General features: G+C 54.8%; 27 protein-coding genes. 18 read left to right on the top strand and 9 right to left on the bottom strand.

Annotation, left to right across the window (positions count from 1 at the left end):
- Window positions 1-243: 243 nt before the first annotated feature.
- From N685_RS0102840 to N685_RS0102805, 8 genes are all read left to right on the top strand, one after another.
- A complete protein-coding gene (locus N685_RS0102840; RefSeq protein ID WP_031405689.1) occupies window positions 244-1,110 on the top strand; it encodes a DNA-3-methyladenine glycosylase family protein in 867 nt (288 codons plus the stop codon).
- A gap of 16 nt (window positions 1,111-1,126) precedes the next feature.
- Window positions 1,127-2,515, top strand: coding sequence for a 23S rRNA (uracil(1939)-C(5))-methyltransferase RlmD (rlmD, locus tag N685_RS0102835; protein WP_031405687.1), 1,389 nt, complete (start codon window positions 1,127-1,129; stop codon window positions 2,513-2,515).
- A gap of 652 nt (window positions 2,516-3,167) precedes the next feature.
- Window positions 3,168-3,524 carry a lmo0954 family membrane protein gene (locus N685_RS0102830; protein ID WP_031405686.1) on the top strand — a complete coding sequence of 119 codons (357 nt, stop codon included), beginning with the start codon at window positions 3,168-3,170 and terminating at the stop codon, window positions 3,522-3,524.
- 23 nt (window positions 3,525-3,547) lie between these two features.
- On the top strand, window positions 3,548-4,174 hold the full coding sequence (locus tag N685_RS0102825; protein ID WP_031405684.1) for a PspA/IM30 family protein: 627 nt from the start codon (window positions 3,548-3,550) through the stop codon (window positions 4,172-4,174).
- 166 nt (window positions 4,175-4,340) lie between these two features.
- The gene (liaF, locus tag N685_RS0102820; protein WP_031405681.1) at window positions 4,341-5,072 is read left to right on the top strand and encodes a cell wall-active antibiotics response protein LiaF; all 732 of its coding nucleotides are present in this window, start codon (window positions 4,341-4,343) and stop codon (window positions 5,070-5,072) included.
- Window positions 5,069-6,103, top strand: a complete 1,035-nt coding sequence (locus tag N685_RS0102815; RefSeq protein ID WP_031405679.1) for a sensor histidine kinase — start codon at window positions 5,069-5,071, stop codon at window positions 6,101-6,103. The genes liaF and N685_RS0102815 overlap by 4 nt, the downstream gene beginning before the upstream one ends.
- Window positions 6,096-6,728 (top strand): response regulator, encoded by a 633-nt coding sequence (locus tag N685_RS0102810; RefSeq protein ID WP_031405677.1) that lies wholly within the window; start codon window positions 6,096-6,098, stop codon window positions 6,726-6,728. The genes N685_RS0102815 and N685_RS0102810 overlap by 8 nt, the downstream gene beginning before the upstream one ends.
- 53 nt (window positions 6,729-6,781) lie before the next feature.
- Complete coding sequence (locus N685_RS0102805) at window positions 6,782-7,114, top strand: antibiotic biosynthesis monooxygenase family protein (RefSeq protein WP_031405675.1); 333 nt, start codon at window positions 6,782-6,784, stop codon at window positions 7,112-7,114.
- A 111-nt stretch (window positions 7,115-7,225) separates the two neighbouring features.
- Here the strand turns inward: N685_RS0102805 and N685_RS0102795 are convergent, their stop codons facing one another.
- Window positions 7,226-7,660, bottom strand: coding sequence for a hypothetical protein (locus N685_RS0102795; protein ID WP_031405672.1), 435 nt, complete (start codon window positions 7,658-7,660; stop codon window positions 7,226-7,228).
- A 175-nt stretch (window positions 7,661-7,835) separates the two neighbouring features.
- On the opposite strand from N685_RS0102795, the gene N685_RS0102790 reads away from it, so the two are divergent.
- The 7 genes from N685_RS0102790 (at window position 7,836) to N685_RS0102755 (ending at window position 17,605) form a co-directional block, all read left to right on the top strand.
- Window positions 7,836-9,299, top strand: a complete 1,464-nt coding sequence (locus N685_RS0102790; RefSeq protein ID WP_031405670.1) for a protein adenylyltransferase SelO — start codon at window positions 7,836-7,838, stop codon at window positions 9,297-9,299.
- 68 nt (window positions 9,300-9,367) lie between these two features.
- Window positions 9,368-10,156, top strand: a complete 789-nt coding sequence (locus tag N685_RS0102785; RefSeq protein ID WP_031405668.1) for a MerR family transcriptional regulator — start codon at window positions 9,368-9,370, stop codon at window positions 10,154-10,156.
- A 135-nt stretch (window positions 10,157-10,291) separates the two neighbouring features.
- Complete coding sequence (locus N685_RS0102780; protein WP_031405665.1) at window positions 10,292-11,998, top strand: ABC-ATPase domain-containing protein; 1,707 nt, start codon at window positions 10,292-10,294, stop codon at window positions 11,996-11,998.
- Window positions 11,999-12,322: 324 nt separating this feature from the next.
- Window positions 12,323-12,691, top strand: coding sequence for a DUF2294 domain-containing protein (locus N685_RS0102770; protein WP_031405662.1), 369 nt, complete (start codon window positions 12,323-12,325; stop codon window positions 12,689-12,691).
- Between the two features lie 336 nt (window positions 12,692-13,027).
- Entirely contained in the window at window positions 13,028-14,530 is a 1,503-nt protein-coding gene (locus N685_RS0102765) for an NADH dehydrogenase subunit 5 (protein ID WP_031405659.1), read from the top strand.
- Window positions 14,523-17,135: a DUF2309 domain-containing protein gene (locus tag N685_RS0102760; protein WP_031405657.1), complete on the top strand. Its 2,613-nt coding sequence runs from the start codon at window positions 14,523-14,525 to the stop codon at window positions 17,133-17,135. Before N685_RS0102765 ends, N685_RS0102760 begins: the two co-directional genes overlap by 8 nt.
- A gap of 152 nt (window positions 17,136-17,287) precedes the next feature.
- Window positions 17,288-17,605, top strand: a complete 318-nt coding sequence (locus N685_RS0102755; protein WP_031405655.1) for a DUF3870 domain-containing protein — start codon at window positions 17,288-17,290, stop codon at window positions 17,603-17,605.
- A gap of 83 nt (window positions 17,606-17,688) precedes the next feature.
- Here N685_RS0102755 and N685_RS0102750 read toward each other — a convergent pair whose 3' ends face one another.
- Window positions 17,689-18,888, bottom strand: coding sequence for an acyl-CoA dehydrogenase family protein (locus tag N685_RS0102750; RefSeq protein WP_023633705.1), 1,200 nt, complete (start codon window positions 18,886-18,888; stop codon window positions 17,689-17,691).
- A 104-nt stretch (window positions 18,889-18,992) separates the two neighbouring features.
- Window positions 18,993-20,177: a CaiB/BaiF CoA transferase family protein gene (locus N685_RS0102745; RefSeq protein ID WP_031405649.1), complete on the bottom strand. Its 1,185-nt coding sequence runs from the start codon at window positions 20,175-20,177 to the stop codon at window positions 18,993-18,995.
- 479 nt (window positions 20,178-20,656) lie between these two features.
- On the opposite strand from N685_RS0102745, the gene N685_RS0102740 reads away from it, so the two are divergent.
- The gene (locus N685_RS0102740) at window positions 20,657-21,487 is read left to right on the top strand and encodes a glycosyltransferase family 8 protein (RefSeq protein ID WP_031405647.1); all 831 of its coding nucleotides are present in this window, start codon (window positions 20,657-20,659) and stop codon (window positions 21,485-21,487) included.
- 109 nt (window positions 21,488-21,596) lie between these two features.
- On the opposite strand, the gene N685_RS0102735 is transcribed toward N685_RS0102740, so the two are convergent.
- The 4 genes from N685_RS0102735 to N685_RS0102720 form a co-directional block, all read right to left on the bottom strand.
- Entirely contained in the window at window positions 21,597-21,782 is a 186-nt protein-coding gene (locus N685_RS0102735) for a YfhD family protein (protein ID WP_031405645.1), read from the bottom strand.
- Window positions 21,783-21,872: 90 nt separating this feature from the next.
- Window positions 21,873-22,001, bottom strand: coding sequence for a YfhE family protein (locus N685_RS18790; protein WP_013146323.1), 129 nt, complete (start codon window positions 21,999-22,001; stop codon window positions 21,873-21,875).
- Between the two features lie 128 nt (window positions 22,002-22,129).
- On the bottom strand, window positions 22,130-22,684 hold the full coding sequence (locus N685_RS0102725) for a GNAT family N-acetyltransferase (RefSeq protein ID WP_031405643.1): 555 nt from the start codon (window positions 22,682-22,684) through the stop codon (window positions 22,130-22,132).
- 245 nt (window positions 22,685-22,929) lie between these two features.
- Window positions 22,930-23,847 carry a TIGR01777 family oxidoreductase gene (locus N685_RS0102720; RefSeq protein ID WP_031405641.1) on the bottom strand — a complete coding sequence of 306 codons (918 nt, stop codon included), beginning with the start codon at window positions 23,845-23,847 and terminating at the stop codon, window positions 22,930-22,932.
- A gap of 92 nt (window positions 23,848-23,939) precedes the next feature.
- On the opposite strand from N685_RS0102720, the gene recX reads away from it, so the two are divergent.
- Both recX and N685_RS0102710 read left to right on the top strand, forming a co-directional pair.
- Complete coding sequence (recX, locus tag N685_RS0102715) at window positions 23,940-24,749, top strand: recombination regulator RecX (protein ID WP_031405639.1); 810 nt, start codon at window positions 23,940-23,942, stop codon at window positions 24,747-24,749.
- A gap of 66 nt (window positions 24,750-24,815) precedes the next feature.
- Window positions 24,816-25,151: a YfhH family protein gene (locus N685_RS0102710; protein ID WP_031405637.1), complete on the top strand. Its 336-nt coding sequence runs from the start codon at window positions 24,816-24,818 to the stop codon at window positions 25,149-25,151.
- 171 nt (window positions 25,152-25,322) lie between these two features.
- Here N685_RS0102710 and N685_RS18785 read toward each other — a convergent pair whose 3' ends face one another.
- Window positions 25,323-25,484: a YpzG family protein gene (locus N685_RS18785; RefSeq protein WP_071880153.1), complete on the bottom strand. Its 162-nt coding sequence runs from the start codon at window positions 25,482-25,484 to the stop codon at window positions 25,323-25,325.
- 67 nt (window positions 25,485-25,551) lie between these two features.
- Window positions 25,552-25,713: a small, acid-soluble spore protein K gene (locus N685_RS0102700; protein ID WP_031405636.1), complete on the bottom strand. Its 162-nt coding sequence runs from the start codon at window positions 25,711-25,713 to the stop codon at window positions 25,552-25,554.
- Window positions 25,714-25,736: the final 23 nt, after the last annotated feature.

Here is a 25,736-nt window from a genome sequence, read left to right as displayed (position 1 = left end):
CAGCGCGGCCTGTCTGCTCATGGAAGTGAGCGCTTTTCGGTGCAGAGGTCAGCGCCGACGGCTTCTGTTGTCCCCGTGTCCGTCGTCGTCGTCGCGTTGCGGATGGTCAAAACAACAGGGTGCGCCGCTAGGGCATTCCCCGCCTCGCCACCAGAAACGGATCGGCTGCTTGTCCGATTCGTTGGTTTGGCGGGGCGTTTTTCGTTATAATAAGGGCACGGACGAACGAGAAAGGTGAGAACGATGTGGAAGCAAATGATTACCGTGCCCGCGCCGTACGATTTTGCCCATGCGTTGGAGCGATTGGCGCTCGATCCGCTGCTGGCGGTTGATCTAGAGCGGCAGCGCGTCACCGTGCCGCTTCATCTCGATGACGTAAAAGTGCCCGTCGCGGTGGAAAGCATCGGCACAAAAGACGCCCCGCGCTTGATCGTGTCGGGTCCGCATCCCGAGCGGCAACAGGAGATCATTGAACGGATTTCCGATCTGTTTCAATGGCGGACGCCGCTCGCTTCGGTGCACCGCCACTTTCAGGCGACCGAGCTGGCGCCGCTGTTTGCCCGTTATGAGGGGCTGCCGTTGGTGCTTGATTTTGATTTGTATTTTTGCCTCGTCAAATGTTTGATCCACCAACAGCTTCATCTCAAAGTCGGCTATCGGCTCACAGAGCGGTTTGTGAAAACGTTCGGCGAGGAGCGGGACGGCGTTTGGTTTTACCCGCGCCCAGAAGAGATCGCCGCCCGCTCGTACGAGGACTTGCGCGCTTTGCAGCTGAGCGGACGGAAAGCGGAATATATCGTCGATATGTCGCGCCTCATTGCCGAGGGGAAGCTGCGGCTTGATGAACTCAGGCAGATGGAGGACGGCGAAGTGATGGAACGGCTGACCGCCATCCGCGGCATCGGGCCATGGACCGTGCAAAATTTCCTCCTGTTCGGGCTCGGCCGCCCGAACGTCTTCCCGCCGGCGGATATTGGCTTGCAGCGGGCGGTGGAACAACTTTTTCAGCTGCCGAAGCGGCCGACCGCCCACGAGCTGGCGGCGCTCGGCGAGCGGTGGAAGCCGTATGCGAGCTACGCGGCGCTTTATTTATGGAGAAGCATTGAATGAGAGGGACCGAACCGATATGGCAAAGCGACAAACGAAGGTGAAGATTCGAAAAGGAGACCAATTTCCGCTGACGATTCAGCGAATCGGCATTAACGGCGAAGGGGTCGGCTATTTTCAAAAACAAGTCGTCTTCGTCCCCGGCGCCTTGCCGGGTGAGGAAGTGATCGTCGAGGCGACCGACATCCACCCTACCTATGCCGAGGCGAAAATCAAGCGCATCCGCAAGCGCTCGCCAAATCGCATTAAGCCGCCATGCCCGCTCTATGACCAGTGCGGCGGCTGCCAGCTGCAGCACTTGGCGTACGAAGCGCAGCTGGAGGCGAAGCGCGACATTGTCATCCAGGCGCTGCGCCGCCACGCCCGCCGCCTCGATGTCGACAAACTTGACATCCGCCCGACGATCGGCATGGATGACCCGTGGCATTACCGAAACAAAAGCCAGTTCCAAGTCGGGATGAAAGAAGGGAAGGTGCTCGCCGGGCTGTACGGCCTCAACTCCCATCGGCTCATCGACTTGTCGGAATGCCGCGTCCAACACCCGCAAACGACGCGCGTAACGAACATCATCAAAACGATTTTGCAAGACTTGCGCATCCCAATTTACAACGAGCGGACAAGAACCGGCGTCGTGCGGACGATCGTCGCCCGCGTCGGCTTTCATACCGGCGACATCCAAGTCGTTCTCGTCACGGCGACGAAAGACATCCCGCGCCAAGAGCTGCTCATTGACGAAATTCGCCGCCGTCTCCCCGAAGTCAAATCGATCGTGCAAAACATCAACGGTGAAAAAACATCGCTCATTTTCGGCGATGAGACGGAAGTGCTCGCCGGCGACGAATACATTCAAGAGACGCTCGGCGATTTGTCATTTGAGCTCTCCGCGCGCGCGTTTTTCCAGCTCAATCCGATCCAAACGGTGAAATTGTACGATGAAGTAAAAAAAGCGGCCGCTCTCACTGGAACAGAGAGGATCGTTGACGCCTATTGCGGCGTCGGCACGATCGGGTTGTGGCTCGCCCGCGACGCCAACGAAGTGCGCGGCATGGATACGATTCCAGAAGCGATCGCAGACGCAAAGAAAAACGCCAAAAAACACGGGTTCACAAACACGCACTATGTCGTCGGCAAAGCGGAATATTGGCTGCCGAAATGGGTGAACGAAGGCTGGAAGCCGGACGTCATCATCGTCGACCCGCCCCGCGTCGGCTGCGACCGGGCGCTGCTCGAAACGATCCTCCGCGTCCGCCCGCAGAAAGTCGTCTACGTCTCGTGCAACCCGTCCAGCCTCGCCCGCGATCTCGACACCCTAGCGGCCGCCTATCGCATCGACTACATCCAGCCGGTCGACATGTTCCCACATACGGCGCATGTGGAAGCGGTGGCGAAATTAACGTTGCAATTTTGACACTCCACACGTCTTCAGCCGTGTGGAGTGTCAATGGAAAACGAAATCGGGTTCTTCCACTCCTTTTTGGGAGAAAGAAGAGAGGGAGAAAGGGGAAGAAATGCTCATGTTCTTCCTTGTTTTTAAAACTCGAAACCAGTCAGAGTCAGCGAGAGGTAAAAAGGAAAATCGAAAACATTATATCCTGCCCACGGAAATGCTTACATGTTGGGTATGTAAATAACGAGCAGAACACAAATGAAAGGCAATGCTGAAAAATCAACTAACATAAGATGTACATGAGCAATTTTTGCTCTCCCTCCTTCATGAAAATGGCAACTCAAGGAGCGCACATTCTCATAGAAAACCAGAGCAAGGCCGAGTGCGCATTTTTCAATCATGGTCATAATGTAGAGGAGGGTCATGCCATCAAGTGAAACGTTTGCCTCAGCTATTGCATCAACAAGAAACTCCTTCTAACAGGGCTCGCCGTTAGAAGGGATTTTTTATTTGGAAAAATAAGACGCTGGCCGCTTCGGATTGAGCACAAGGCTAGCTGGGTCATGATATCTTGATCAAAAATACGCCTCCAGTCGTAGACAAAATATATCTACAGAACATGAAGGGAAGCAGGTTGTCTGCGGTACGATAGAAGACGAAAGGAGGCGAAAGGATGGCAAAAAAGATCGGGTTGTTCGTTGCCGGCGCGGCCGCCTTGCTGGTGCTCTTGTTTCATCTCGGGCCGCTTGTCGGGCTGGCGATCACGCTGGCGATCTTGTACTATGCGTTCAAGAAATGTTTGAAAGCCCCATCGACATTTGGGAAAGTGGTGTGGGCGCTCATTGGCTGTGCGGCGTTGGTGGCCAGCGCTTCGAATGTGCCGGCGCTCATCGCGCTTGTGGCGGCGTATGTGTTGTATGTCGTGTATAAACAATGGAACGGAGTGAAAGGGGAACGTGTCGTTCCGGAAAGCGACGATCCGTTTGTCAACTTTGAAAAACAATGGGCCGAGCTGCAAAAACAGTATTAATATGGACGAAAGAGGAGTGATCGATGGTGGGCGTATTCTCGCGTTTGAAAACGATCATTGAAGCCGATCTTCACGAATGGCTTGACGAAAAAGAAAAGAAAAACCCCATTGCGCTTCTTAATCACTATTTGCGCCAATGTGAACAAGAAGTCGAGCGGGTGCGGCAGCTGCTTGAGCGCCAATATGTGTTAAAAGAGCAGTTTGCCCGTGAACATCGCGAGGCGGAACAGATGGCGGAAAAACGAAGCAAGCAGGCGGAGGTGGCGGCGCAGGCCGGGGAAGTAGAGCTGGCCGAATTTGCCCGGCGCGAACAAGCGCAATATGCGGAACGGGCGGGCCGCCTGAAACAGCTGCTCGAGCAAGCGAGCCGCGAGCTGTTTGAGTTAGAAGCGAAATATGAGGAAATGAAGCATAAGCTGAAAGACATGCAGATGCGGCGCATGGAGTTGATGGGGCGGGAAAACGCGGCGCGCGCGCACTACCGAATCCATCGGGTGATCAGCGGGGATGCCGGCCCGGCGCTGGCGGCGTTCGCCGATGCGGAAGCCTACCTTGACCGCCTGGAGCAGCAAGTTCGCTCCGATTATTACCGGAGCACGATCGACGCGCGCATCGCTCAGCTGGAAAAGCAGTTGCAGGAAGGAAACTAACCGGATATGCTAGAAGGTGTCCCAATATAATGGGGCACCTTCTTTCATACCTGTGTATGTGCATGAAACATGCCAATCCATAATATGTTGTGCCTTGGTGCGAAGAACATGAAAACCATCTTTTGGGACAACGTTTTTCATTTTGGACAACAGGTGGGATCCCCGCATGCTCGATCAACGGAAGAAAACGGATTATGTCAGTTGGGTTGCGTTGGTGACCCTGCTCCTTTTTGCGATTGAAATTTCTTTTTTTCGCCCGGGTGTGCTGTTTTCATTGAGTATATCAGTCGGTTTGATTTATGTTGGAAGGAAAAGATGGCATCGGCGGAAAGGGAAATGGCTGTTTTGGCTTGGCTGCATCATGTTGGCGATTCATGTCTTAACGATGATGGCCGCCCGTTTTGTCATGGTTGCGCTGTTGTGTTATGCCATTTGGCAATTGTTCCAGTCAAAGCGGCATCCGACGGTGATCCGTCCAACTATGACCGAGAACTCGTATGGGGGAGAGGTAATTGTGCGCCGTCAACCGCTGTTTCAAAATGTATGGGTTGGCCGGCAAGCGACCCCAGAACAGGTGTACGAGTGGAATGATGTCAATATCCAAACGGGGATCGGGGATACGGTCATTGATGTCAGCTATACTGTGCTTCCCAAAGGGGAAGCGGTCATTATCGTGCGTGGCTTGGTCGGCAACATTCAAGTTCTCGTTCCGTACGAAATCGAGACGAGGCTCGTTCATTCCGCCATTTTCGGCGCCGCCTCGCTGTTTGGCAAGGAACAGGAAAGAATGTTCAATGAAACGCTCATTTATCAAACGTCTTCGTATGATCAAGCGGAACAAAGACTGAAAATCGTCACCTCGATGATCATTGGCAATGTCGAGGTGAAACGCGTATGAGTCGCCCGATGCTCGCTTCCGTTTTGCTTGCGCTTATGCTTGCTGTGGCGTTGCTCGTTTCCTTTTTCTATTTGCTTCCGCCCGGAATGTGGTCGTCTTTGTGGGAGCAAACCGTGATGGGATTGCCGTTTTTGCTGTTTGTGTTGGCCGTAAGCGTGTGTATGGGGATCGCTGTTGGATTGATGCTTGATTCCTTCTTTCGCAAGCAGTGGCATGCGGTTGTGCAGGCGCTGCGGCACATTGAACAAGGAGAAATGGGGGAGTTGCATCGGAAAGAGCCGCCATCGGAGCTGCAAGACGTCTGGCGACAAATCGAGAAGCTGCAAGCGCAATGGCGCGCGCAAACGAAGCGCGTGCAAAAGTTAGCGGCGGAAAAGGCGGAGCAGGAAGAACGGCTCGTTGAACGCATTCTTTCGGAAGAGCGCACGCGGTTGGCGCGGGAGCTGCACGATTCGGTCAGCCAACAATTGTTCGCCGCTTCGATGATGATGTCGGCCGTCATGGAAACGATGCCGCCGGATGATGAACGGCAGCGCAAACAATTGGCCATGGTCGAGCAAATGATTCACCAGTCGCAATTGGAAATGCGGGCGCTGCTTTTGCATTTGCGGCCGGTGCAGCTGAAAGGCAAATCGCTTCAAGAAGGGATGAATGAACTGCTCACGGAATTGGCGGGCAAAGTGCCGCTCGAGATGAAATGGAACATCGAAGACGTTCCGCTCGATAAAGGGGTGGAAGATCATCTGTTTCGCATTTTGCAGGAGTCGCTGTCGAACACGTTGCGCCATGCGAAAGCGCAAACGGTGGAAGTATTGCTGATTGAACGGGACGGGTTTGCGATTTTGCGCGTCACTGACGACGGTGTCGGTTTTGATGTGGAACGTTCAAAAAGCGGTTCGTACGGGTTGAAGCACATGTATGAGCGGGCGGCGGAAATCGGCGGAACATTGAAGGTCGTCAGCTTAAAAGGCCAGGGAACACGGCTGGAAGTGAAAGTGCCGCTTTTGCACAGGGGGGATGACCGTGATTAAGGTGCTGCTTGTCGATGATCATGAAATGGTGCGGCTTGGCGTGTCCGCGTATTTGTCCGCTCAACCGGACATGGAGGTGATCGGTGAGGCGGAGGATGGGGAAAAGGGAGTGGAGCTCGCCCTCCAGTTGCGGCCGGATGTCATTTTGATGGACTTGGTGATGGAACCGGTGGACGGCATTGCCGCGACACAGGAAATCATTCGCGCATGGCCGGAGGCGAAAATCATTGTCGTGACGAGTTTTTTGGATGATGAAAACGTGTTCGCGGCGCTCGAAGCAGGGGCGACGAGCTATTTGTTGAAAACATCGAAAGCGAGCGAAATTGCCGACGCCATTCGCGCTACGTTCCACGGACAATCGGTGCTCGAGCCGGAAGTAGCGGGAAAAGTCATGCAAAACCGGCGAAGACAACGAGAGCGGCTGCCGCACGAACAGCTTACGAGCCGGGAGATGGAAGTACTTTTGCTGATGGCGCAAGGGAAGACGAATCAAGAAATGGCTGATGAATTGTTCATTTCCCTCAAAACGGTGAAAGTGCATGTGAGCAACATCCTCGCCAAACTCGGCGTCCAAGACCGGACGCAAGCGGTGATTTATGCGTTTCGGCATGGATTGGTGAAATGAGGAGTGTGCGAGTGGCAAGAGATGATGAAATGACAAAAAGGGGGAAATCGTCGATGAGTGGAATCGCTAACACGCCGCAGCCGCCGTATTATGCCGTTATTTTTACATCGGAGAGGACAGAAGGGGACGATGGATATGAAGAAATGGGGAAAATGATGGTAGAACTCGCTGCCAAACAGCCCGGATTTTTAGGTGTGGAAAGCGTGCGAGGGCAGAATGGAATCGGGATTACGGTTTCCTATTGGACGTCATTGGAGGCCATTCGCAATTGGAAAAAGCATGATTGGCATCAACTGGCGCAGAAAAAAGGAAAAGCGGATTGGTACAAGCGCTATGCATTGAGAGTATGCTATGTCGAACGCGATTCATTTTTTGATAGGGAGTAGGTGTTCTGTGAACACCAAAACCGCTCCATTTCATCAAAAGGAACAGGAGGATGAAACAGGAGCGGTTTTGTTCGTTGCGGTGGGTCAAAAAGGCTAACGTTTCGAGAGGAATTACGCTTGTTTGGCCAATTGGCGAAGCTTTCGGTCGTGATGGAGCACCTTCGTGGTCAACACTTCGACCGAGGTTTGCGTGTCTGCGAGTTCTTCTTCGAGGCGATCGCTTCGTTCGTTCAGTTGTCTGTTCATCTGTTGCATTTCCTCACGAAGGGAATCGATTTTGGCTTCAAGACGGGTTTCGACAGCATGGATTTCGCTGCGGAGCTGCTGGCCCATTTCGTGCATTTCTGTGCGGAGTTGTTGCCCCATTTCGTGCATTTCCGTGCGGAGTCGTTGCTCCATTTCCTGCATTTCACCGCGCAGTCGTTGTTCCATCGCTTGCATCTCATCGTGCAGTCGCTGTTCCATTTCCTGCATTTTCGAGCTGATTTTGTCGGAATGTTGTTCGAGGGCATGCAGCACCGCTTGAATGATTGTGCTCTCTTCCACTCTTTTCACCTCCTCATGGCCATTATAGGCGAAACGGAACGGAAGCGAAAGAGAAAAGATGGCGAGTTTCGTCGAAACGGGGCGGTCGAATTTTTGGGGCGAACCGCGTGTTTTCGATTTATTATGCCGCCTGCTTTGCCATACAATAGAACTATAGCTTGGCCGAAAAAAGGAGATGATCAAATTGGATGCGGGGTGGACGTTTGACAACCGTTATGCAAGGCTGCCGGAACGCTTTTTCAGCCGCGTTCTCCCCACGCCGGTGCGCGCGCCGGAACTGGCGGTGCTCAACCGGTCGCTTGCGGCAGAACTTGGGTTGAATGAAGAAGCATTGCGAAGCGACGCAGGGGTGGCGGTGCTGGCGGGAAATCGGATTCCGGACGGGGCTGAACCGCTGGCGCAGGCGTATGCCGGGCATCAGTTCGGCTATTTCACGATGCTTGGCGACGGACGGGCGGTGCTCATCGGCGAGCATGTCACCCCAAGCGGCAAGCGGGTGGATATCCAGCTGAAAGGCTCGGGACGAACGCCGTATTCGCGCGGCGGCGACGGGCGGGCGGCGCTCGGGCCGATGCTGCGGGAGTACATCGTGAGCGAGGCGATGCACGCCCTTGGCATTCCGACGACCCGCAGCTTGGCGGTCGTGACAACGGGAGAGACGATTCGGCGGGAAACCGAACTGCCTGGGGCGGTGTTAACCCGCGTCGCCTCAAGTCATTTGCGTGTCGGGACGTTCCAATACGCGGCGCAATGGGGGACGAAAGAAGAGCTGCGCGCGTTGGCCGATTACGCGCTCGAGCGGCATTTCCCTCGGTTTGAGGAGGCTGAGAACCGCTATTTGTTTTTGCTTGAACAAGTCATCGCCCGGCAAGCGGCATTGATCGCCCAATGGCAGCTTGTCGGTTTCGTCCACGGGGTGATGAACACCGATAACATGACGATCAGCGGGGAAACGATCGATTACGGGCCATGCGCGTTTATGGACACGTATGACTTGAAGACGGTGTTCAGCTCCATCGATACGGAAGGGCGGTATGCGTACGGCAATCAGCCGTATATCGGGGGCTGGAACTTAGCCCGATTGGCGGAGAGCTTGCTGCCGCTGCTGGATGAGGATGAGGAAAAGGCGGTGGCGTTGGCGCAGGAAGCGCTCGATCAATATCCGACGTTGTACCATCGTCATTGGCTCGACGGGATGAGAGCGAAACTCGGTTTGGCTGAAGCGCAAGAGGGGGATGGCGGGCTTATCGCGGATTTATTGCGGCTGATGGAAGAATACCGCGCTGACTATACGAACACGTTCCGGGCGTTGACGTTAGGCGAGTACACCGGAATGGCGCTCTTTGACGCTTCCGAGTTTCGCGAGTGGCACGAGCGCTGGCAAACGAGGCTCAGCCAAGAAGCGGTTTCGCGGGAAGAAGCGTATGAACGGATGCGCCGCCATAATCCGGCCGTCATTCCGCGCAACCATCGGGTTGAAGAGGCGTTGGCCGCCGCGGTCAATTGCGGCGACTACAGCGTGATGGAGCGTTTCCTCGAAGCGTTGGCCGACCCGTACGCTTATTCGCCGGAACAAGCCGAGTACGCGGAACTGCCGCCGCCGTCCGACCGGCCGTACCGGACGTTTTGCGGGACGTGAAAAGGGCCCTTGGGAGCCCTTTTTTTCATTTTCCTCTTTACTTTGACGTTGCGTCAAGGTGTATCGTCATCCATAGGGAGGTGAGGAACATCGAGTACACCGTGCATGAGCTGGCCAAACTGGCGGGGGTGACAAGCCGTACGCTTCGGTATTACGATCAGATTGGGTTGCTGAAGCCGGCGCGGTTGAGCGACGCCGGGTATCGGCTATACGGGCCGCGCGAAGTCGATCGTTTGCAGCAAATTCTCTTTTATCGTGAACTTGGAATCGATTTGGAAACGATCAAACAAATCATTCATTCCCCGTCCTTTGATGAACTGAAAGCGCTAAGGGAGCACCGCCAACAGCTGTTGGAAAAAAGACGCCATCTGGATGCGTTGATTGCGAGCGTTGAAAAAACGATTGCCGCTAAAGAAGGAGGAATCATGATGAGCGACGAGGAAAAGTTTGCTGCGTTCAAGGAGCAGCTGGTTGAAGAAAACGAGCGGAAATATGGAGAAGAAATTCGCCGCAATTATGGCGATGAACAGGTCGATCGTTCCAACGACAGACTGCGGAAGATGACGAAGGAACAGTTTGATGAGGCGGAACGGCTCAGTCAAGAGGTGCTTGAGGCATTGAAAGAAGCGATGCAAGATGGCGACCCGGCCGGCGAGGCGGCGCAACGGGCGGCGGATTTGCACCGTCAATGGCTTTGCTTCTGGTGGGATCATTATTCGAAGGAAGCGCATGCCGGACTGGCGCGTCTGTATGTCGAGGACGAACGGTTTCAAGCATACTATGACCAAGTGCATCCGGGAGCGGCTGAGTTTCTCAAAGAAGCGATTTGGATCTATACGGGGATGAAAGACCGTTAAGCAGCAGGCGGCTCGCCCGAAGAATAGGCGGGCCGCCGTTTTTGATGGCTCTGGATGAAGGCGTTCGATTTGCGGTACAATCAAAGTGGTGCATAAGGGGTCCTCGGTGAACAGCGAAAGGAAGGAGTGGGTGCAATGGAGGCGCTCAGACAACGACTGCGGGCCATTGACCAAAAGGGATATAAAGCGTACAAAGCGATTGAGGGGGAGTATTCCTTTCCGGCATTTACCTTGGCGATTGACCATGTGCAAGGCGACCCGTTTGCGGAACCGTCGAAAATTCGGGTGATCGTGCCACGGGTGAAGACGGTGTTGACATCGGAGTGGACGAACACGAAACCGCGCCGCGTCCGTTGCGAAGATGTGCTGGCGCGCCGCGTCCATCACGAACTGCGGCAATGGCCGGCGCGGGCGCGCGGGTCGGGAAAAAGCGGGCTCGTGTGGATCGACGCACCGGGGCAGAAGGTGCTCGAGCGAACGGCGGTGCAAATCACCGATGAGACGATCACCATTTGTTTATCGGTTGGCTTGCCGGCCAACGGGCGGCGCATTTTAGCGAAGGAAGCCGAGAGCATCTTTTTCGAACAAATTCCAGCTGTGATCGAGCGGGCGGTGTACGGCCTTCACGAAGAGGATATCCGCCCGGCGGTTGAGCTGGCCGATCAACAGCATGCCATCCGCCGCTATTTGCATGAGCGCGGATTGGTGGCGTTTGTCGCCAACGGCGCGATCTTGCCGCGCGAAAGCGGGGTGAGCGACAAGCCGCTGCGGAAAGGTGCGGTGCCGTTTCAAAGCCCGCCGGAGCTCGAGGTGGCGATTCCGGTGCCACATCGCGCCGAACCAATCAAAGGCATGGGCATCCGGAAGGGGATCACGCTCATTGTCGGCGGCGGTTACCACGGAAAATCGACGCTGCTTCAGGCGTTAGAGCACGGTGTGTATGACCATATCGCCGGCGATGGCCGGGAGTTTGTCATCACTGACAGCGGGGCGGTGAAAATTCGCGCTGAGGACGGCCGCAGCGTGGCCAATGTCGATATTTCCCCGTTTATCGGCACGCTGCCGTACGGCAAGGAGACGACGCGCTTTTCGACGGAAAACGCGAGCGGCAGCACCTCGCAAGCCGCGAGCATGATCGAAATGATCGAAGCCGGGGCGTCAGCGTTTTTGATCGATGAAGATACGAGCGCCACCAATTTGTTCATGCGCGATGCGCGCATGCAGGCGCTCATCGCGAAAGAAGCTGAGCCGATCACCCCGTATATCGACAAAGCCCGTCAGCTGTTTCACGACTACGGCATTTCCACTGTCTTGGTCGTCGGAGGGTTAGGGGATTATTTTGAGATTGCCGATTGTGTGATCAAAATGGAACAGTATGTTCCATCCGATGTGACCAGCGAAGCGAAACAGATCGCGGCCAAGATGCCATCGGGGCGGAAAGCGGAAGGTGGAGAGTCGTTTGGCCGCATTCGTGAGCGCATCCCGCTGCCGGAGAGCTTAAACAGCCAAAAAGGAAAGAAAGCGAAAGCGGCCGCGCGCGGTCGCCACGTCATTCAATACGGGCTGACGGACGTGCTGTTGTATGCGCTGGAGCAGCTCGTCGACGACAGCCAGACGAGAGCGATTGCTGCGGCGTTCTTGTATATGGAGCGAAAAGGATGGCTTGACGGAACGAAGACCGTCCGTCAATTGCTCGATGCCATCGAGGAACGGTGGGACCGACATGGGCTTGGCTCGATTTCTTTCCGAAACGGCCATCCCGGCGAGTTCGCCCGCCCGCGCCGCTTCGAGCTGGCGGCGGCGCTCAATCGGCTGCGGACGCTTCGCTGCCGGCAGTGCTAGGAATAGAAGGACGGCACGTGGAGGGGAGGTTATGTCCGCTTTTTGCCGCCCGGCTGTGCTTCCACCTGAACAAACGGCGTTTGTTGCGGGGAGGAGCATCAGCACCTTTGCTGGGAACAAAATGAACATGCCCCGCTGGACCGCAGGGCAAAAGAGGAACATCAGCACCTTTGCTGGGAACAGCGGCGGCTGTCTCCTCCGGTTTTTCCCTGTTTTCCGGTGATTTGACTCTAGCGCCATGAAGCCATTGCGGCTATAATAAAGTTTATGAGTGCAACGTGGCGAAAGCGGCGGGAAGCCGCGGGCAAGTGAGGGGGTCAGGGCATGAACAAATCCAAAGGCTGGATCGAATCCGAAATCAGCAAAGCGTTGACGAAATGGGAAAAAGACTTTCTTGGCCGCGGCTCGGTGTCGGTCAAAACGGATATTTTGCGCGACATGATCATCGTGTCTTTGCACGGCATTTTGACGCCGGCGGAGTATGCGCTGTGCGAGACGAAAGAAGGGATGCTGGCGGTAAAGCGGTCGAGAACGAGTTTGGTCGAATCGGGAGTCGATGAGTTGAAAGAGATGATTTTGGAGATCACCGGCGAGCAGGTGAAAAGCTTCCACACCGATTTGAGCACGCGAACAGGCGAGCGCATCATTGTTTTTAAGCTGTTTCACGATTTGGAAAAGCAGCTGACAAAGTAACTTTTTTCATGACAGGTTCATCAAGATGTTGTATAATAAAAACAACTTTTGTATAGTAAGTATAAAATAAAATCGAGAGGACGATGCTGTCGGCAGCCCTTCAAAAAACCTACGTCGGCTTAGGTTCGTTGAAGGGAAACCGACCGTCGCCCATTGCAAGACAGCGCGCGGGAGATCTTCAAACAATCGCATGGAAGATTGGTTGAAGGTAAACCGGCTATGAGCAATCGCTCGGCAATGGAACGGCCTTGTGGGGCCGCCTTGCCGGATTGACATAGCCGGTTTTTTCTTTTCTTCCGCACGGAGTGCCAATCAAACAGAGGGGAGGAGACGGAAATGGGAATGGAATGGATCACTTGGGGATGGTTTGCATCGGTGGCAGTTGTCCTCGTCAGTGCGCTGATTTGGTTGTTCCCGCGTGTGCCGGAGCGATACGTGCATGTTCATGTTTGGCTGTTGCTTCTGCCGGGGGCTGTAGCGCTGATGGGGTGGATCGGCGCTGGGTCTGTGGATATTGGCCGTTGGCGGTTTGATGCCGTCAGTTGGCTGTCCGGCGTGTATGTTTCTTTGTTGAGTTGGGCGATTCAACGGTTTTCGATTCGCTATTTGCATGGAGATCGCCGCTATCGGTGGTATTTCTCGCTTTTGACGTGGACGACGGTGGCCGCTTCGCTCACGTGGGCGGCCGGCGACTTGCGATTGATCGCAGTGTGCTGGGGGCTTCCGCTCGTGGGGCTTGTGGCGTTGACCGCGTTGAAAAAAGAATGGGAGCCGGTTCCGTTCGTCGTCCGGCAGATGAGCGTGATGTTTTTGACCAGCTGGCTTGCTGTTGCCATTGTTGCCGTTTGGCTTGGGATGGAAGGCGGTGAATGGACGCTGGCTTCTATGCTGTCAGCGGAACGGTTGGCTCACCTTGGCCCATGGGAAAAAGCCGTGTTGAATGGGCTGCTCCTATTGGGTGCCATTATTCCAGCCGGTCAGTGGCCGTTTCATCGCTGGCTGATGGAATCGGTTGTGACGCCGACGCCAGTGTCAGCGGTGATGCATGCAGGGATGGTGAATGCTGGGGGATTGTTGCTTTGGCGCTTTTCTCCGCTTTTTCACGAAACATGGGCGCATGTGGCGCTCTTTCTGATCGCTTTTGCCTCGATTTTGATTGGCACGGGCGTTAGTTTTGTTCATGTTGACTACAAGCGCCAGCTCGTCGGTTCGACGATGGCGCAAATGGGTGTTATGCTTGTGCAATGTGCGCTCGGTGCTTATGGAGCAGCGGTTGTGCATTTAGTGCTGCATGGGTTGTTTAAAGCGACGCTCTTTTTGCAGTCCGGCTCAGTCGTGCCGCGAGTCGGTCGGATAGGATTGCGAAAAACAGGCAGTTCGTGGCCAGGCGGCATCATCCTCGGCGTGCTGCTTGGGTGGGCCTTTTGGCAGGCGGCTCCGCACGAACCGGCCCGGCTGTTGAGCGCGCTTTTGCTTGCGGCCTCGGCAACAGTTGCTTGGGGGCGGCTTGCGGATTTTCGCGAAGGCCGATGGCTGGGTTTTGCGGTTGTCGCTGCTTTGGCGCTGGTGTCCGAAACGGTGCGCCATCAATTTATGGTGCTGCTTCATAACGGGGTGCCGTCCGCGTTTCTGCCGCCCGCTTCGTTCGAATGGCTTGTCTGCGCTCTGTTTGTTGCCGCGGCGCTGGTTGCTGTATGGGTCGCAAACCGGCGCAGCTCCATGCTTGCCATTCACCTGTACATGTGGCTTGTTCATCTTGGTGAGCCGCGTCCGGCGGCGACCGAAGCACAACCGCGTTATTTGGCATCCTATCTAAAGGAGGGGATGGCTCATGAGTAGAGCCGTTGTATCAATCGAACGGTCGTCGGCAGCAAAAAAAGGAGGCGCCCGCCCGCTCGCCGTCATGGTCAGCGAAGCGGCGAAGGCAATCGCTCCGCTTTGGCCGATTTCTGCGTTCATTGCCCGCCATCCGTGGATGGGGATGGAAGACAAGTCGTTTGTCGACGTGGCTGACCGGTTGCAAGAAGCTTATGGCATCGATTTGTATCCGCCAATGGCCGTTTTTCATTCGGCCCTATCCAAAGGGGAGATTGACGTTTCCTTCGTCGAGCGGCGTCTGCAACGATGGTTGGATGACGAGCCGCTTCCTGCGCCGCGCCATGAAGCGGAACGTCTATGCCGCGCCCTCCTTTGGAACGATGAGGTGCCAGAAGAGGCGCTTCAAGCGCCGGAATTGGCTGAGTTAGCTGCGATCACATTACCGCGTCATGCTTCCATTCGTCCGGTGTCCGTACGCCTTCGTTTTGCCAAACGGCTGGATCAACAAATGGCAAAATGGTGCAAGCTGTTTTACGATCGGGGAGAGGCGGCGTGGGCGCTGCCGCACCGCGAACAAGGCTTTTACGGGTCTTGGCGTCGTTTGGCGCCTCTTGATCCGTCCTTGTCCAAGGAGGAGCGGAAACGGCTTTTCGATTGGCCTTGCCATCCAGAGGAGGCGCTGCAACGGGCGCTTGAGCAGCTAGGGGTGCAGGATGAGGAAGCCGTGGCCTATTTAGAAGCGCACTTATTAGCTCTGCCCGGCTGGGCGGGGATGATTGTCTGGCAATCGCGCCAGACAGGCGATGAAGTGGACGGATTGATTAATTACTTAGCGGTTCGTTTATCGCTGGAGTGGGTGTTCACAGCGCCGCATCTCCCGCTGAAGGAGGAAGAAAACGAAGACGATCGTACGGTTGGGCCGCTGTTGGCCGCTTGGATCCATTGGGGCGGGATGACGGTGGACGACTGGCGCCGCCTGTCGCTCCAAGATCGCCGAACTCGCTTGGCGTTCGCCGATCGTTTTTGGCGGATCGGCCGCCGCCATCTTTGGCTTGAGGCGTGGGAAGACACGTATGAAGCGAAGCTGAAAGAAGCGGTTCTCACCCGTCAACCAGAGGAGCCAAAAGAGCCGGTGGCAGCGCAGCTATTGTTTTGCATTGATGTGCGCTCCGAGCCGTTCCGCCGTCATCTCGAGGAAGCGGGGCCGTTTGAAACGTACGGCTGCGCCGGCTTTTTCGGTTTGCCGATTCAAACGCGCGTACTTGATGGCGACGACGCCCATCCGTCGTGCCCGGCGATTGTGGCGCCGCAGCATGAAATCAACGAAACCGCTTCTCACGAGACGGCAGCGCCGTACCGTCGGCGACGCGATCTGTTCCGCTTTGTCGGCCGAACGTTTAAAAAAATCAAGCAGCATCTGCTAGCTGGTTTGCTGCTTCCGGAAATGAGCGGGCCGTGGCTCGGTTTGCATACGATCGCCCGCAGCGCAGCGCCGGCTTGGGCCGGGCAAGCCATTCATCAGGCGGAAATGTCGGCGGAACAAAAACCGAAGACGACGCTGTCGCTGGATTGCCAAGGGCATGACGAAACGACCGGATTGCCGATCGGGTTGACAAAAGAAGAGCAAGCGCAATACGTAAAACAACTCCTCGTCAACATTGGCTTGACATCCTCATTTGCTCCGCTTGTCGTCGTCTGCGGCCATGAAAGCGAGACGACAAACAACCCGTATGCGTCGGCGCTCGATTGCGGGGCGTGCGGCGGCGCGGCTGGGGCGTTCAACGCCCGTGTGTTTGCCGCCTTGGCCAACTTGCCGCACGTGCGGGATGAATTGGCGAAAGAGGGAATCGTCATCCCGGATGAGACAGTGTTCGTCGCCGCTGAACATATCACGACCGTTGACGAGTTGCGTTGGGTGGAAGTGCCGCCGTTATCCGAAACGGCAAAACAGTCGTTTAAGCAACTGACACAGGCGCTGGCCGGCGTCAGCCGCCAAGCCAATGCTGAGAGGATGGCGAAGCTGCCGCATGTCGGCGCCATGCCGCGCGATCCGGTTGCCGAAGCCCGACGCCGCGCCGTCGATTGGAGTGAAATTCGTCCGGAGTGGGGATTGGCGGGGAACGCCGCTTTCCTGATTGGCCGGCGGGCGTTGACAAAGGGTGTTCATTTAGACGGCCGGGTGTTTTTGCACAGCTACGATTGGCGCGAAGATCCGACCGGTGAGGCGCTGGCCGGCATCATCGCTGGGCCGGCCACGGTTGGGCAGTGGATCAACTTGCAATATTATGCTTCGACAGTGGCACCGCATTATTACGGAAGCGGCGACAAAACGACCCAGACGGTGACCGGCGGCATCGGCGTCATGCAAGGGAACGGAAGCGACTTGCTGGCCGGCTTGCCGTGGCAGTCCGTCGCCGCGTCTGACCGTGAGTGGTTCCATTCCCCGCTTCGGTTGCTTGTTGTTGTTGAAGCGCCGTCTTCCTATATCGAGCGGCTGCTCGATGAAAATAGCGAATTTCGGCGCAAAGTCCAAAACGGCTGGCTCCGCCTCGCTTCGATTGACCCAAACAGCGGGGTGTGGGTGAGCTGGGAGGCAGGCCGCCTCGCGTCGGTACAGCAACGTTAAAAAGAAACGATCTGCCGCTTGCTGAGTTTGTTTGGCAGGCGGCTTTTTTTTCGGCGACTGTCAAACAAGGCAGGGAAAATGGATGCACGCTGCGAAATAAGATAGTAGTTGGTATAACAGCAACAAGAAAGACGAGGAAAGAGGGAAAGCGGATGAAAACGCAGTTTATCGCTGGTCATGCGCGGCTGCCGGCTGGAATGGCGGCGAAAAGCCTTTACGATACGTTGACGATCACGGCGGAAATTGATAAAAAATACGGGGTGATCGTGGAGGCATCGTGCACACTGGCTACTGAACATGGGCGCGATTACGTGGCCCGCCTGCTTCGCGGCCATTCGCTGCGTGATGGCATCGACGATCTGCTCGCCGAGCTTGACGAAGGGTATTTAGGAAAAGCCCATTCTGCCCTGTGCGCGGCGCTAAAAGATTTGTACAAGCAATATTGCAAAATGGAGGAGAAAGAGTCCTAAGCAGTTGCCCCTTATCGGTTGATGGGGGCAACTGCATTTTGGTGCGGGTCAGCGGTTTGGCCGCCCATGATTTCGTCGGTGTTTCAGTTTTCAGCCGGCCGCCATGCCGGCAGCGTTTTGCGCAGCGGTTTGTCCTGGCGGTAACCGAGCACATATTCGGCCTGCATGATCGTATGAATTTCCCGCGTTCCTTCGTAAATGACCGGCGCTTTCGAGTTGCGCAAGTAGCGCTCGACCGGGTATTCGTTCGAATAGCCGTAGGCGCCATGGATTTGCACGGCGTCGTCGGCCGCCTGGTTCGCGTAGTCGCAGGCAATCCATTTGGCGAGGGATGTTTCTCTCGTGCAGCGACGGCCTTCGTTTTTGAGAAAGCCGACTTTGTAAACGAGCAGGCGGCTGATTTGCAAACCGGCTTCCATGCGTGCGATCATTTGTTGAACGAGCTGATGGCGGCCGATTTCTTTGCCGAATGTTTTTCGTTCGTGGCAGTATTTCACGCTCGCCTCAAGACATGCCATAATGAGGCCGACCGCGCCGGCGGCGACGGTGAAGCGGCCGTTGTCAAGCGCTGACATGGCGATTTTGAATCCTTCGCCTTCTTCCCCAAGCAAGTTTTCTTTCGGGACGCGGACGTTGTCAAAAAACAGTTCGCCCGTGTTGCCAGAGCGGATGCCAAGTTTCCCTTTAATCGGGCGTGACGAAAAGCCGGGCATCGTCCGTTCGACGATAAAGGCGGAAATGCCGCGATGCTTTTTCGATTTGTCCGTATAGGCGAATACGAGAAAATGGTCGGCGATGTCAGCGAGGGAAATCCATGTTTTTTGTCCGTTTAAAATGTAGTCATCTCCATCCCGGACGGCTGTCGTCTGGATGGAGGCGACGTCTGAGCCGGCATTCGGTTCGGTCAGGCCGAACGCGCCGATTTTTTCCCCGCGCGCTTGTGGGACGAGATATTTTTGTTTTTGTTCTTCCGTCCCCCACTGCAACAGCGTCAAACTGTTCAGCCCGGTGTGAACGGATACAGCGGTGCGAAATGCCGTATCGCCGCGTTCGAGCTCTTCGCAGACGATGGCAAGCGAGTTGTAATCCATGCCCATGCCGCCATATTCTTCAGGAATGCAGACGCCCATTAAATTGAGTTCAGCGAGCCGCTTGAAAATGTTGCGATCAAATTCGCCGCGCTCATCCCATTCTTTAATATAAGGCATAATTTCTTTATCGACGAATTTGCGCACCGTTTGTCGCAGCATTTCTTGTTCAGGTGTAAAGTCGAAGTTCATCATCGTTTCCATCCCCCTATGCAACTGTTTGTTTTTCATGGGTTTCTTGTCAACGTTCGTTTCCTTGTGTTTCAGCGGGCGCTGAAACGGCTGATCAAAACAACGATTCATTCAGGGTGATTGGGCCGACCGCTTCCTGCGTTCGTACTGCTTTGCCACCCGAGAGCAGTCTCGTCGTTATGCTCGCCGGCCAGCGGGGGCGGCAGCCGGTAAGACACCGGCGTGTCGGAAAGTTTCAGCGGGCTGGCGACAAGCGTTAACGGACCGACGATTGGATGGTGCATCTTGACTGTCATCTCGCGCGCCGTCGTTTGCGGATGGCGGAACAGTTCGTCGAGCGTCTGCACCGGTCCGCACGGGATGCCTTTTTCAGTGAGAAGGCGCTGCCACTCAGCCCGCGTCCGCCGCTTGATTTCCTCGTTCAGTCGCCGGTTTAGCTCTTCGCGATGGGCGACTCGGCCTGGGTTTGTCTGAAAACGCGGGTCGGATCCGATCGAGCGATCGGATAGAAGCGTGCAAAGTGCTTGAAACTGCCGGTCGTTGCCGACAGCGATGACGATCGGTCCGTCGCTTGCCATGTACGTTGAGTACGGCACGATGTTCGGGTGTTCATTGCCGAGCGGCTTCGGGACATCGCCGGATAACAAATAATTGGCGGCGACATTGACAAGCGCACTCACAGCGCAGTCAAACAGGGCGAGATCAATTTTTTGCCCGCGCCCTGTTTTCTCGCGGGCCAAAAGTGCGGCTTCGATCGCGATGGCGGCATACAGGCCGGTAAACACATCCGTGACGGCGATGCCGACTTTGAGCGGACCGGTGTCCGCAGTGCCGTTAATGCTCATCCAGCCGCTGATCGCCTGAATGATGTAGTCGTAGCCGGCTAATGGAGCGAGCGGCCCTGTTTCGCCAAACCCAGTGATGGAACAGTAAATGAGGCGCGGGTTGAGGCGCGACAACGATTCATAGCCAAGTTCCCAACGTTCCATCGTTCCGGTTTTAAAATTGTGAATGAGGACATCAGCTGTTTTGGCGAGACGGCGAATGGTCTCTTGTCCTTCTGCCGATTTTAAATTGACGGTGATGCTTCGTTTGTTTCGATTGACGGCGGTATAGTAAGCGCTCATGCCGTTTTGGAACGGCGGACCCCAAAACCGGGTGTCATCTGATCCGCCCGGCGCCTCGATTTTTATGACATCAGCCCCTAAATCGCCTAAAATCATCGTTGCATACGGACCAGCCAACACGCGTGACAAGTCGAGCACACGCACGCCATCGAGCGCTCCTGGCATCGATTCCCCCCCCTTTCTTTTCACATGCAAAAAGCCGGTTCCTATACAGCGTACAAGATAGGAACCGGCTTGAACGGACTGAGAAGGCATTCCGGCGCGGAGATGCCGTCAGGCCGCACAGTTCTTTTTGTGTTCGATGTTTAAAAGCTGCCAAACGCTGCCTGTCAGGCAACGGGGCGATCGGACAGATGGCAGAGGCCGTCCGGTCTGCACAAGCGGCCAAGCTGGCAGGAGACGGCTTATATGTTTATTATAGCGATTTGTTTGATAATTGTAAATAGTGTAACAAAAAATCACCAGCGAAAGCCGGCCCGCGAGGGGAGTAAGGCCCATTGCTGCATTGCTGGCATAAGCTCTTTTCAAAGAAATCGTCGTCCAGTCGGACAATTTAGCATGAAAAGGGCGCAACATTCACCTAAATTTCTATATAATTGTAGAGAAAGGGGAATCGATGACTCAAAAAAAGGAAGTGATGGTGCATGTTTCAAGTGTTAGTCACGACAGACGCCAATTATCTTCCGCCGCTGAGAGTCTTGATGCATTCGCTGTTTTGCAACAACCGGCGCCCATTTACGTTTTACTTGCTTTACTCGCGCATTGCCGAGGAAGAGATTCAGGCCCTTGGTGAGTTTGTTCGCCGGCAGGGGCATGAGCTCGTGCCGATTTACGTTGATCCACAACTGTTTCATGATGCGCCTGTTTTCCGCCACTATACGGTGGAGATGTATTACCGGCTGGCGGCGCATTTGTTTTTGCCGCCGGACGTCGACCGTGTCTTGTACCTTGATCCGGATATTGTGGCGATCAACCCGATGGATGAGCTGTATGACATGGATTTTGAAGGGAACTTGTTCATTGCGGCTGAGCATACTCATTCAACGAAGGTGGCCAACTTGTTCAACAAGTTGCGGTTAAAAACGCCGAACGCGAAAGGCTATTTCAACACGGGTGTGATGATGATGAACATTGCGATGATGCGTGAACACGTTCGGCTTGCGGACATTTACCAGTTCATTCGCGACAATCGGTTCAAGCTCGTTCTTCCTGACCAAGACGTCGTAAATGGGCTGTATTGGGACAAGATCAAACCGGTCGACGGCTACCGCTACAACTATGATGCGCGCTATTATGACTTTTTGCAGCTTTTGCCCAACCCGAAACACGATTTAGCTTGGATTGAGGAAAACACCGTTTTTATCCATTATTGCGGCAAGGAAAAACCGTGGAAAGACAATTACAAAGGGGAGTTGGGGCGGTTTTACAAACGGTACAGCCAAGTGTTGGAGCTCGAGGGCGAGGCAACCATGTAGCGCGGCTTGGAGAAGCGTTGAACAAAGAAAGTCTCCCGCTTCCAGCCAAGCGGAGTGGAAGCGGTTCACAGGAACAAGGCGCCCCATAACAGCGAGGCGCCTTGTTCGGTTACTGTTTGCGCTCTTGCCGGCGGATGCCGGCTGCCGCAGCCCGTGCCTGTGCTTCAAGGTCTTCATGGTCGGCAAATTCTTCCGAGTATTCCACATCGATGCCGTCAGATTTCAGCTGTTTCGGCACTTGCGGCAAAGTCGCCTTGTTTTTGTCGCGTGTTCGTTGTCCGCGAGAACGGCCCATCCCCCATGCCCCCTATTCCAAAAGTGTGAATCGTACGATTCATTCATTAGGATGGCATGGACAGCGCCGCCGTATAAATAGCAATCGTTTCTAATGGCGCGCTTTTTTGGCTGTATAGCCGCCCGCCTGATCCGCCATTTTAAAATCGCGGGCGTAGCTGACTTCCTGTGCGCTCGTCAAGGTATGTTTCGCTTTTTCGCGTTTCCGTTTTTCCGCCATCGCTTGTTCCCTCGCTTTTCATCAATATTCCTTTAGTTCCATTTTGCGCAAAATCTTCCGTTTTTATGCATAAAAAAGAGGGCGTCCGTTTGGACAACCTCTTGTTCCGTCGATGCCGCCCCCTGAGCTTATGCCTCTTTGCGTTGTTCTTCATTGTGGGCAAAGGAGGGATGGCGCATTGTATAAAGCGTGTAGTTGTCTTTTGTAATTTCGTACAAATTGTATACATCCGCGCCGATTTGTTCAAGCAGCGACTGCCGCGTTTCATTGGCGGGCGTGACGTACGGCAATTTTTCCGCCGCTTTGATCGAACGGACGTTGACTTTGCGAATGCGCAAAAATACTGTTTCGATCGACAGCTCATAAAACAGCTCATGGAAAAACGCTTCTTTGGCGCGCCGATTGTAACCGAGCCCGTGATACGGTTTGCCGAGCCATGTGCCTAAAAAGCCGGCGCCGTTTTGAATGTCAAAAAGGCTGATCGTGCCGATCGGGTTTCCCCATTCGTCCAAAATCGTGCGCGAAATCAGTTCGCCGCGTTCTTCCGCCTCAATAAGCTGCTTGGTCATGAATAAAAACTCTTCGTACGAGCGTGCCTTTTGGCGCACGAAAGGGAAGACGTCCGGATGCACCATCAACTCGTACAGCGCATGACAGTCTTGCAGCTCGCGTTTTTTCAACATGGCCAATCCCTCCTTTGGATGCCGAGGGCAGCCTCCCAGCGGGAACCCACCCTCGAAATTTTTTTATTAAAACTTCATTAAAAAAATTTCGGGGTGGGAATCGAACCCACTAGGACCAGCTTGAGCGCTGGTGGCGCACCATTTGCCTTCCCCTTGTTCCTGTGCGTATGCGGTTATTAGCGACAACTAGCCTAAGGTCTCCTTTATCATACACGATCGGAGGCAAAAAGGGAATTGTTTTTTTGTTAATTTTTTTTGAATATTTTTTGTTGGCCATGTGGCAAAAGCAAATCGGTGAGACTGTCTTCCAACGTTGGAAACGAAAAAACGAAGCCGGCTTGCAATAGCTTCTCTGGAAGGACGCGTTGCCCTTCGGTGACGAGCATGCTCATTTCACCAAGGAGAAGGCGAAGAGCCGAGATGGGAACCGGAAGCCAATGCGGGCGGCCAAGAAGGCGGGAGACCGTGCGGCCGAATTCGTCCATTTGCACTGGATCGGGTGCGGTGAAATTGATCGGGCCGGACAACTCCTCGCGTTCGATGATGTACGAGACCGCGCGCACGACGTCTTCAAGATGAATCCATGACAGCCATTGCCGTCCGTTGCCGATTGGGCCTCCGACAAACAACCGGTACGGCTTGATCATCATCGGCAGGGCGCCGCCATGCCGTGCAAACACGACGCCAAAGCGAGCGTAGATGGTGCGGATGCCAAGCAGTTCGATCGGATGGGCTGATGCTTCCCATGCTTGGACGGTCTGGGCTAGAAAGTCGCCGCCGTAATTGGTCGTTTGCTCGGTAAATGTCGCGGATTCGGAAGTGCCATAAATGCCGATGGCGCTGGCGTTGATAAACAACGACGGAGGACGGGACAATGAATTAATGTAGCGGCCCATCGCTTCGGTGGCGCGAAGGCGGCTTTCAAGGATGATTTCTTTTTGCTTCGCCGTCCAACGTTTTCGGTTGAGCGGTTCCCCGGCTAAATTTATGGCGACATCGATTGCCGTCGGCTTTTGGTTGTCGTCGAAAGAAAGGTAGCGGATGCGGCCTGTAGGAGGTTTGGAAGAGCGGGTGAAAATGTAAATCTCATGTCCTTGCTTGGAAAAATAGCGGGCGAGCGCCTGGCCGATCAAACCGGTACCGCCGTTGATGGCGATGCGCATCTTGATTCCCCTTCCATTGGTTTATTTTATGACTTCGCTTTTGGTGTCAGAAGTTCCTGCTTATGATACGATAAAAGATAAGGGGGACAAACATGGGAACGATTGCCGACATTGTCGTAACCGAACAAAATGCTGAACGATTTTGGATTGTCGTGCACCGTGACGGCGCACCGCCGTTGAGATTAACAGTTGATCAAGATGTATTGCTTCAATTCCGCTTGAAAAAAGGGATGGAGATCAGCGACGACTTGCTTCAACATATTGTGTATGCCGATGAGGTGAAAAAGGCGTATCAGCAGGCGCTTTACTTTTTAGCCCGCCGGATGCGTTCTGAGCACGAGGTTGTCGTACACCTTCGAAAAAAAGGATTTTCCGATCTCGTTGTAAAGGAAGTGCTCAAGAAGCTGCACAAGGAGCGGTATGTGGATGACGAGGCGTTTGCAGCTGCTTATGTGCGCACGCAAAAAAAGACGGCGGCGAAAGGGCCCCTTCTCGTCCGCGCGGAACTGGAACGGCTCGGCGTTCCGGACCGCTTGATTGAGCAGAGCTTGGCGGAGTATACGTTGGATGAACAGATGGCCGTCGCCCGCTCGCTTTACCAAAAGGCGAAAAAGCAGCGCCGGGCAGAATCAGAGCGCGTGTTTTTGGAACGGGTGCGGCAACAGCTGATGCGCAAAGGGTTTCCGCAGGAGGTGATCACCGCCGTTTTGGCGGATGGCAGTGTTCACACTGAACAAGAAGAATGGGAGGCGCTCCGTGTTCAGGCGGAGAAAGCACACCGCCGTTATGCGCACCACCCGCGGCCGCTTTATGAGCAAAAAATGCGCCAAGCCCTGTACCGAAGAGGATTCGCGCTTGATTTGATCAATGAATGGCTGCGCATGCACGGCGATGGGGAGTGATCTTGAACGAAAGGCTTGGGGGATAGTAGCGGTTTTGTTGGCGTGTTCAAAAAAGGAGGCTTGTCCATGAACAAAGGAGAACAAAAACGGTACAGCGAGATGACGAAAGAAGAACTGCAACAAGAAATCGCCATGTTGACGGAAAAAGCGCGCAAGGCGGAGCAGATGGGGATGGTGAACGAATACGCCGTCTACGAGCGGAAAATCGCCATGGCGAAGGCGTATATGCTCAATCCGGCTGATTTTCATCCTGGGGAGATTTATGAAATCGAAGGGGCGCCCGGCGAGTATTTTAAAGTGCGCTATTTAAAAGGAGTGTTTGCCTGGGGATGGCGGTTGAAAGGAAACGGAGAGGAGGAGGCGCTGCCGATTTCGCTGCTGCGCAAGCCGAATTTGCCATAAGACAAGATTGGCGACGAAAAAACGCGGTGTCATCCACCAAGGCCGGTTGGAAGGAAAGTTGGCTTCTCCACCGAAAGTCAGGGAGGACCTAGCATCGATGTTGTGGAAAAGCGGGCACGTTCATCACTGGCAAAAAGAACCTAGGGAGACTCCCCTCCCTAGGTTGGCTAGCTACGACTGCTTGCGCGTCTGCCGCTCTAAAATGATGAGGTCAAGCGTTTGTTGTGTTTCGCCGTTTACTTGGGAGTGGGCGTGTTTTGGATTAGCCCACGGCTGTTGAAACGGATTGGAGTAAAAGTTGTCATAAAATTTTTTGCGCCGATGGTGACCCATGACTGTTCACCTCGCTGCGGAATGTGCCGGGGGAGTGCGGCGAACGATGCCGTGCTCCCCCTTCATGTTAAAAGAAATCGCTTCGTTCGCCGGAGGCGCGCATCCGTTCTTGCGGGTGGGTGTTGGTCGTGCCGTCGGCCCGCTTCGAGGCGTACTCGGCCTTGGCGCGCGGTTCGCCTTCGAACTTGTTGTTGTTTTGGTTCGGGAAGTTGTGCGCTTTGTTCCGCACGGCACATCCCTCCTTGACGGCGT

It is taken from the genome of Geobacillus vulcani PSS1 (assembly GCF_000733845.1).
In the GTDB taxonomy this organism is placed as follows: domain Bacteria; phylum Bacillota; class Bacilli; order Bacillales; family Anoxybacillaceae; genus Geobacillus; species Geobacillus vulcani.
Note: the sequence above shows the minus strand (reverse complement) of the source record. Positions and strands in the feature narration are given on the sequence as shown.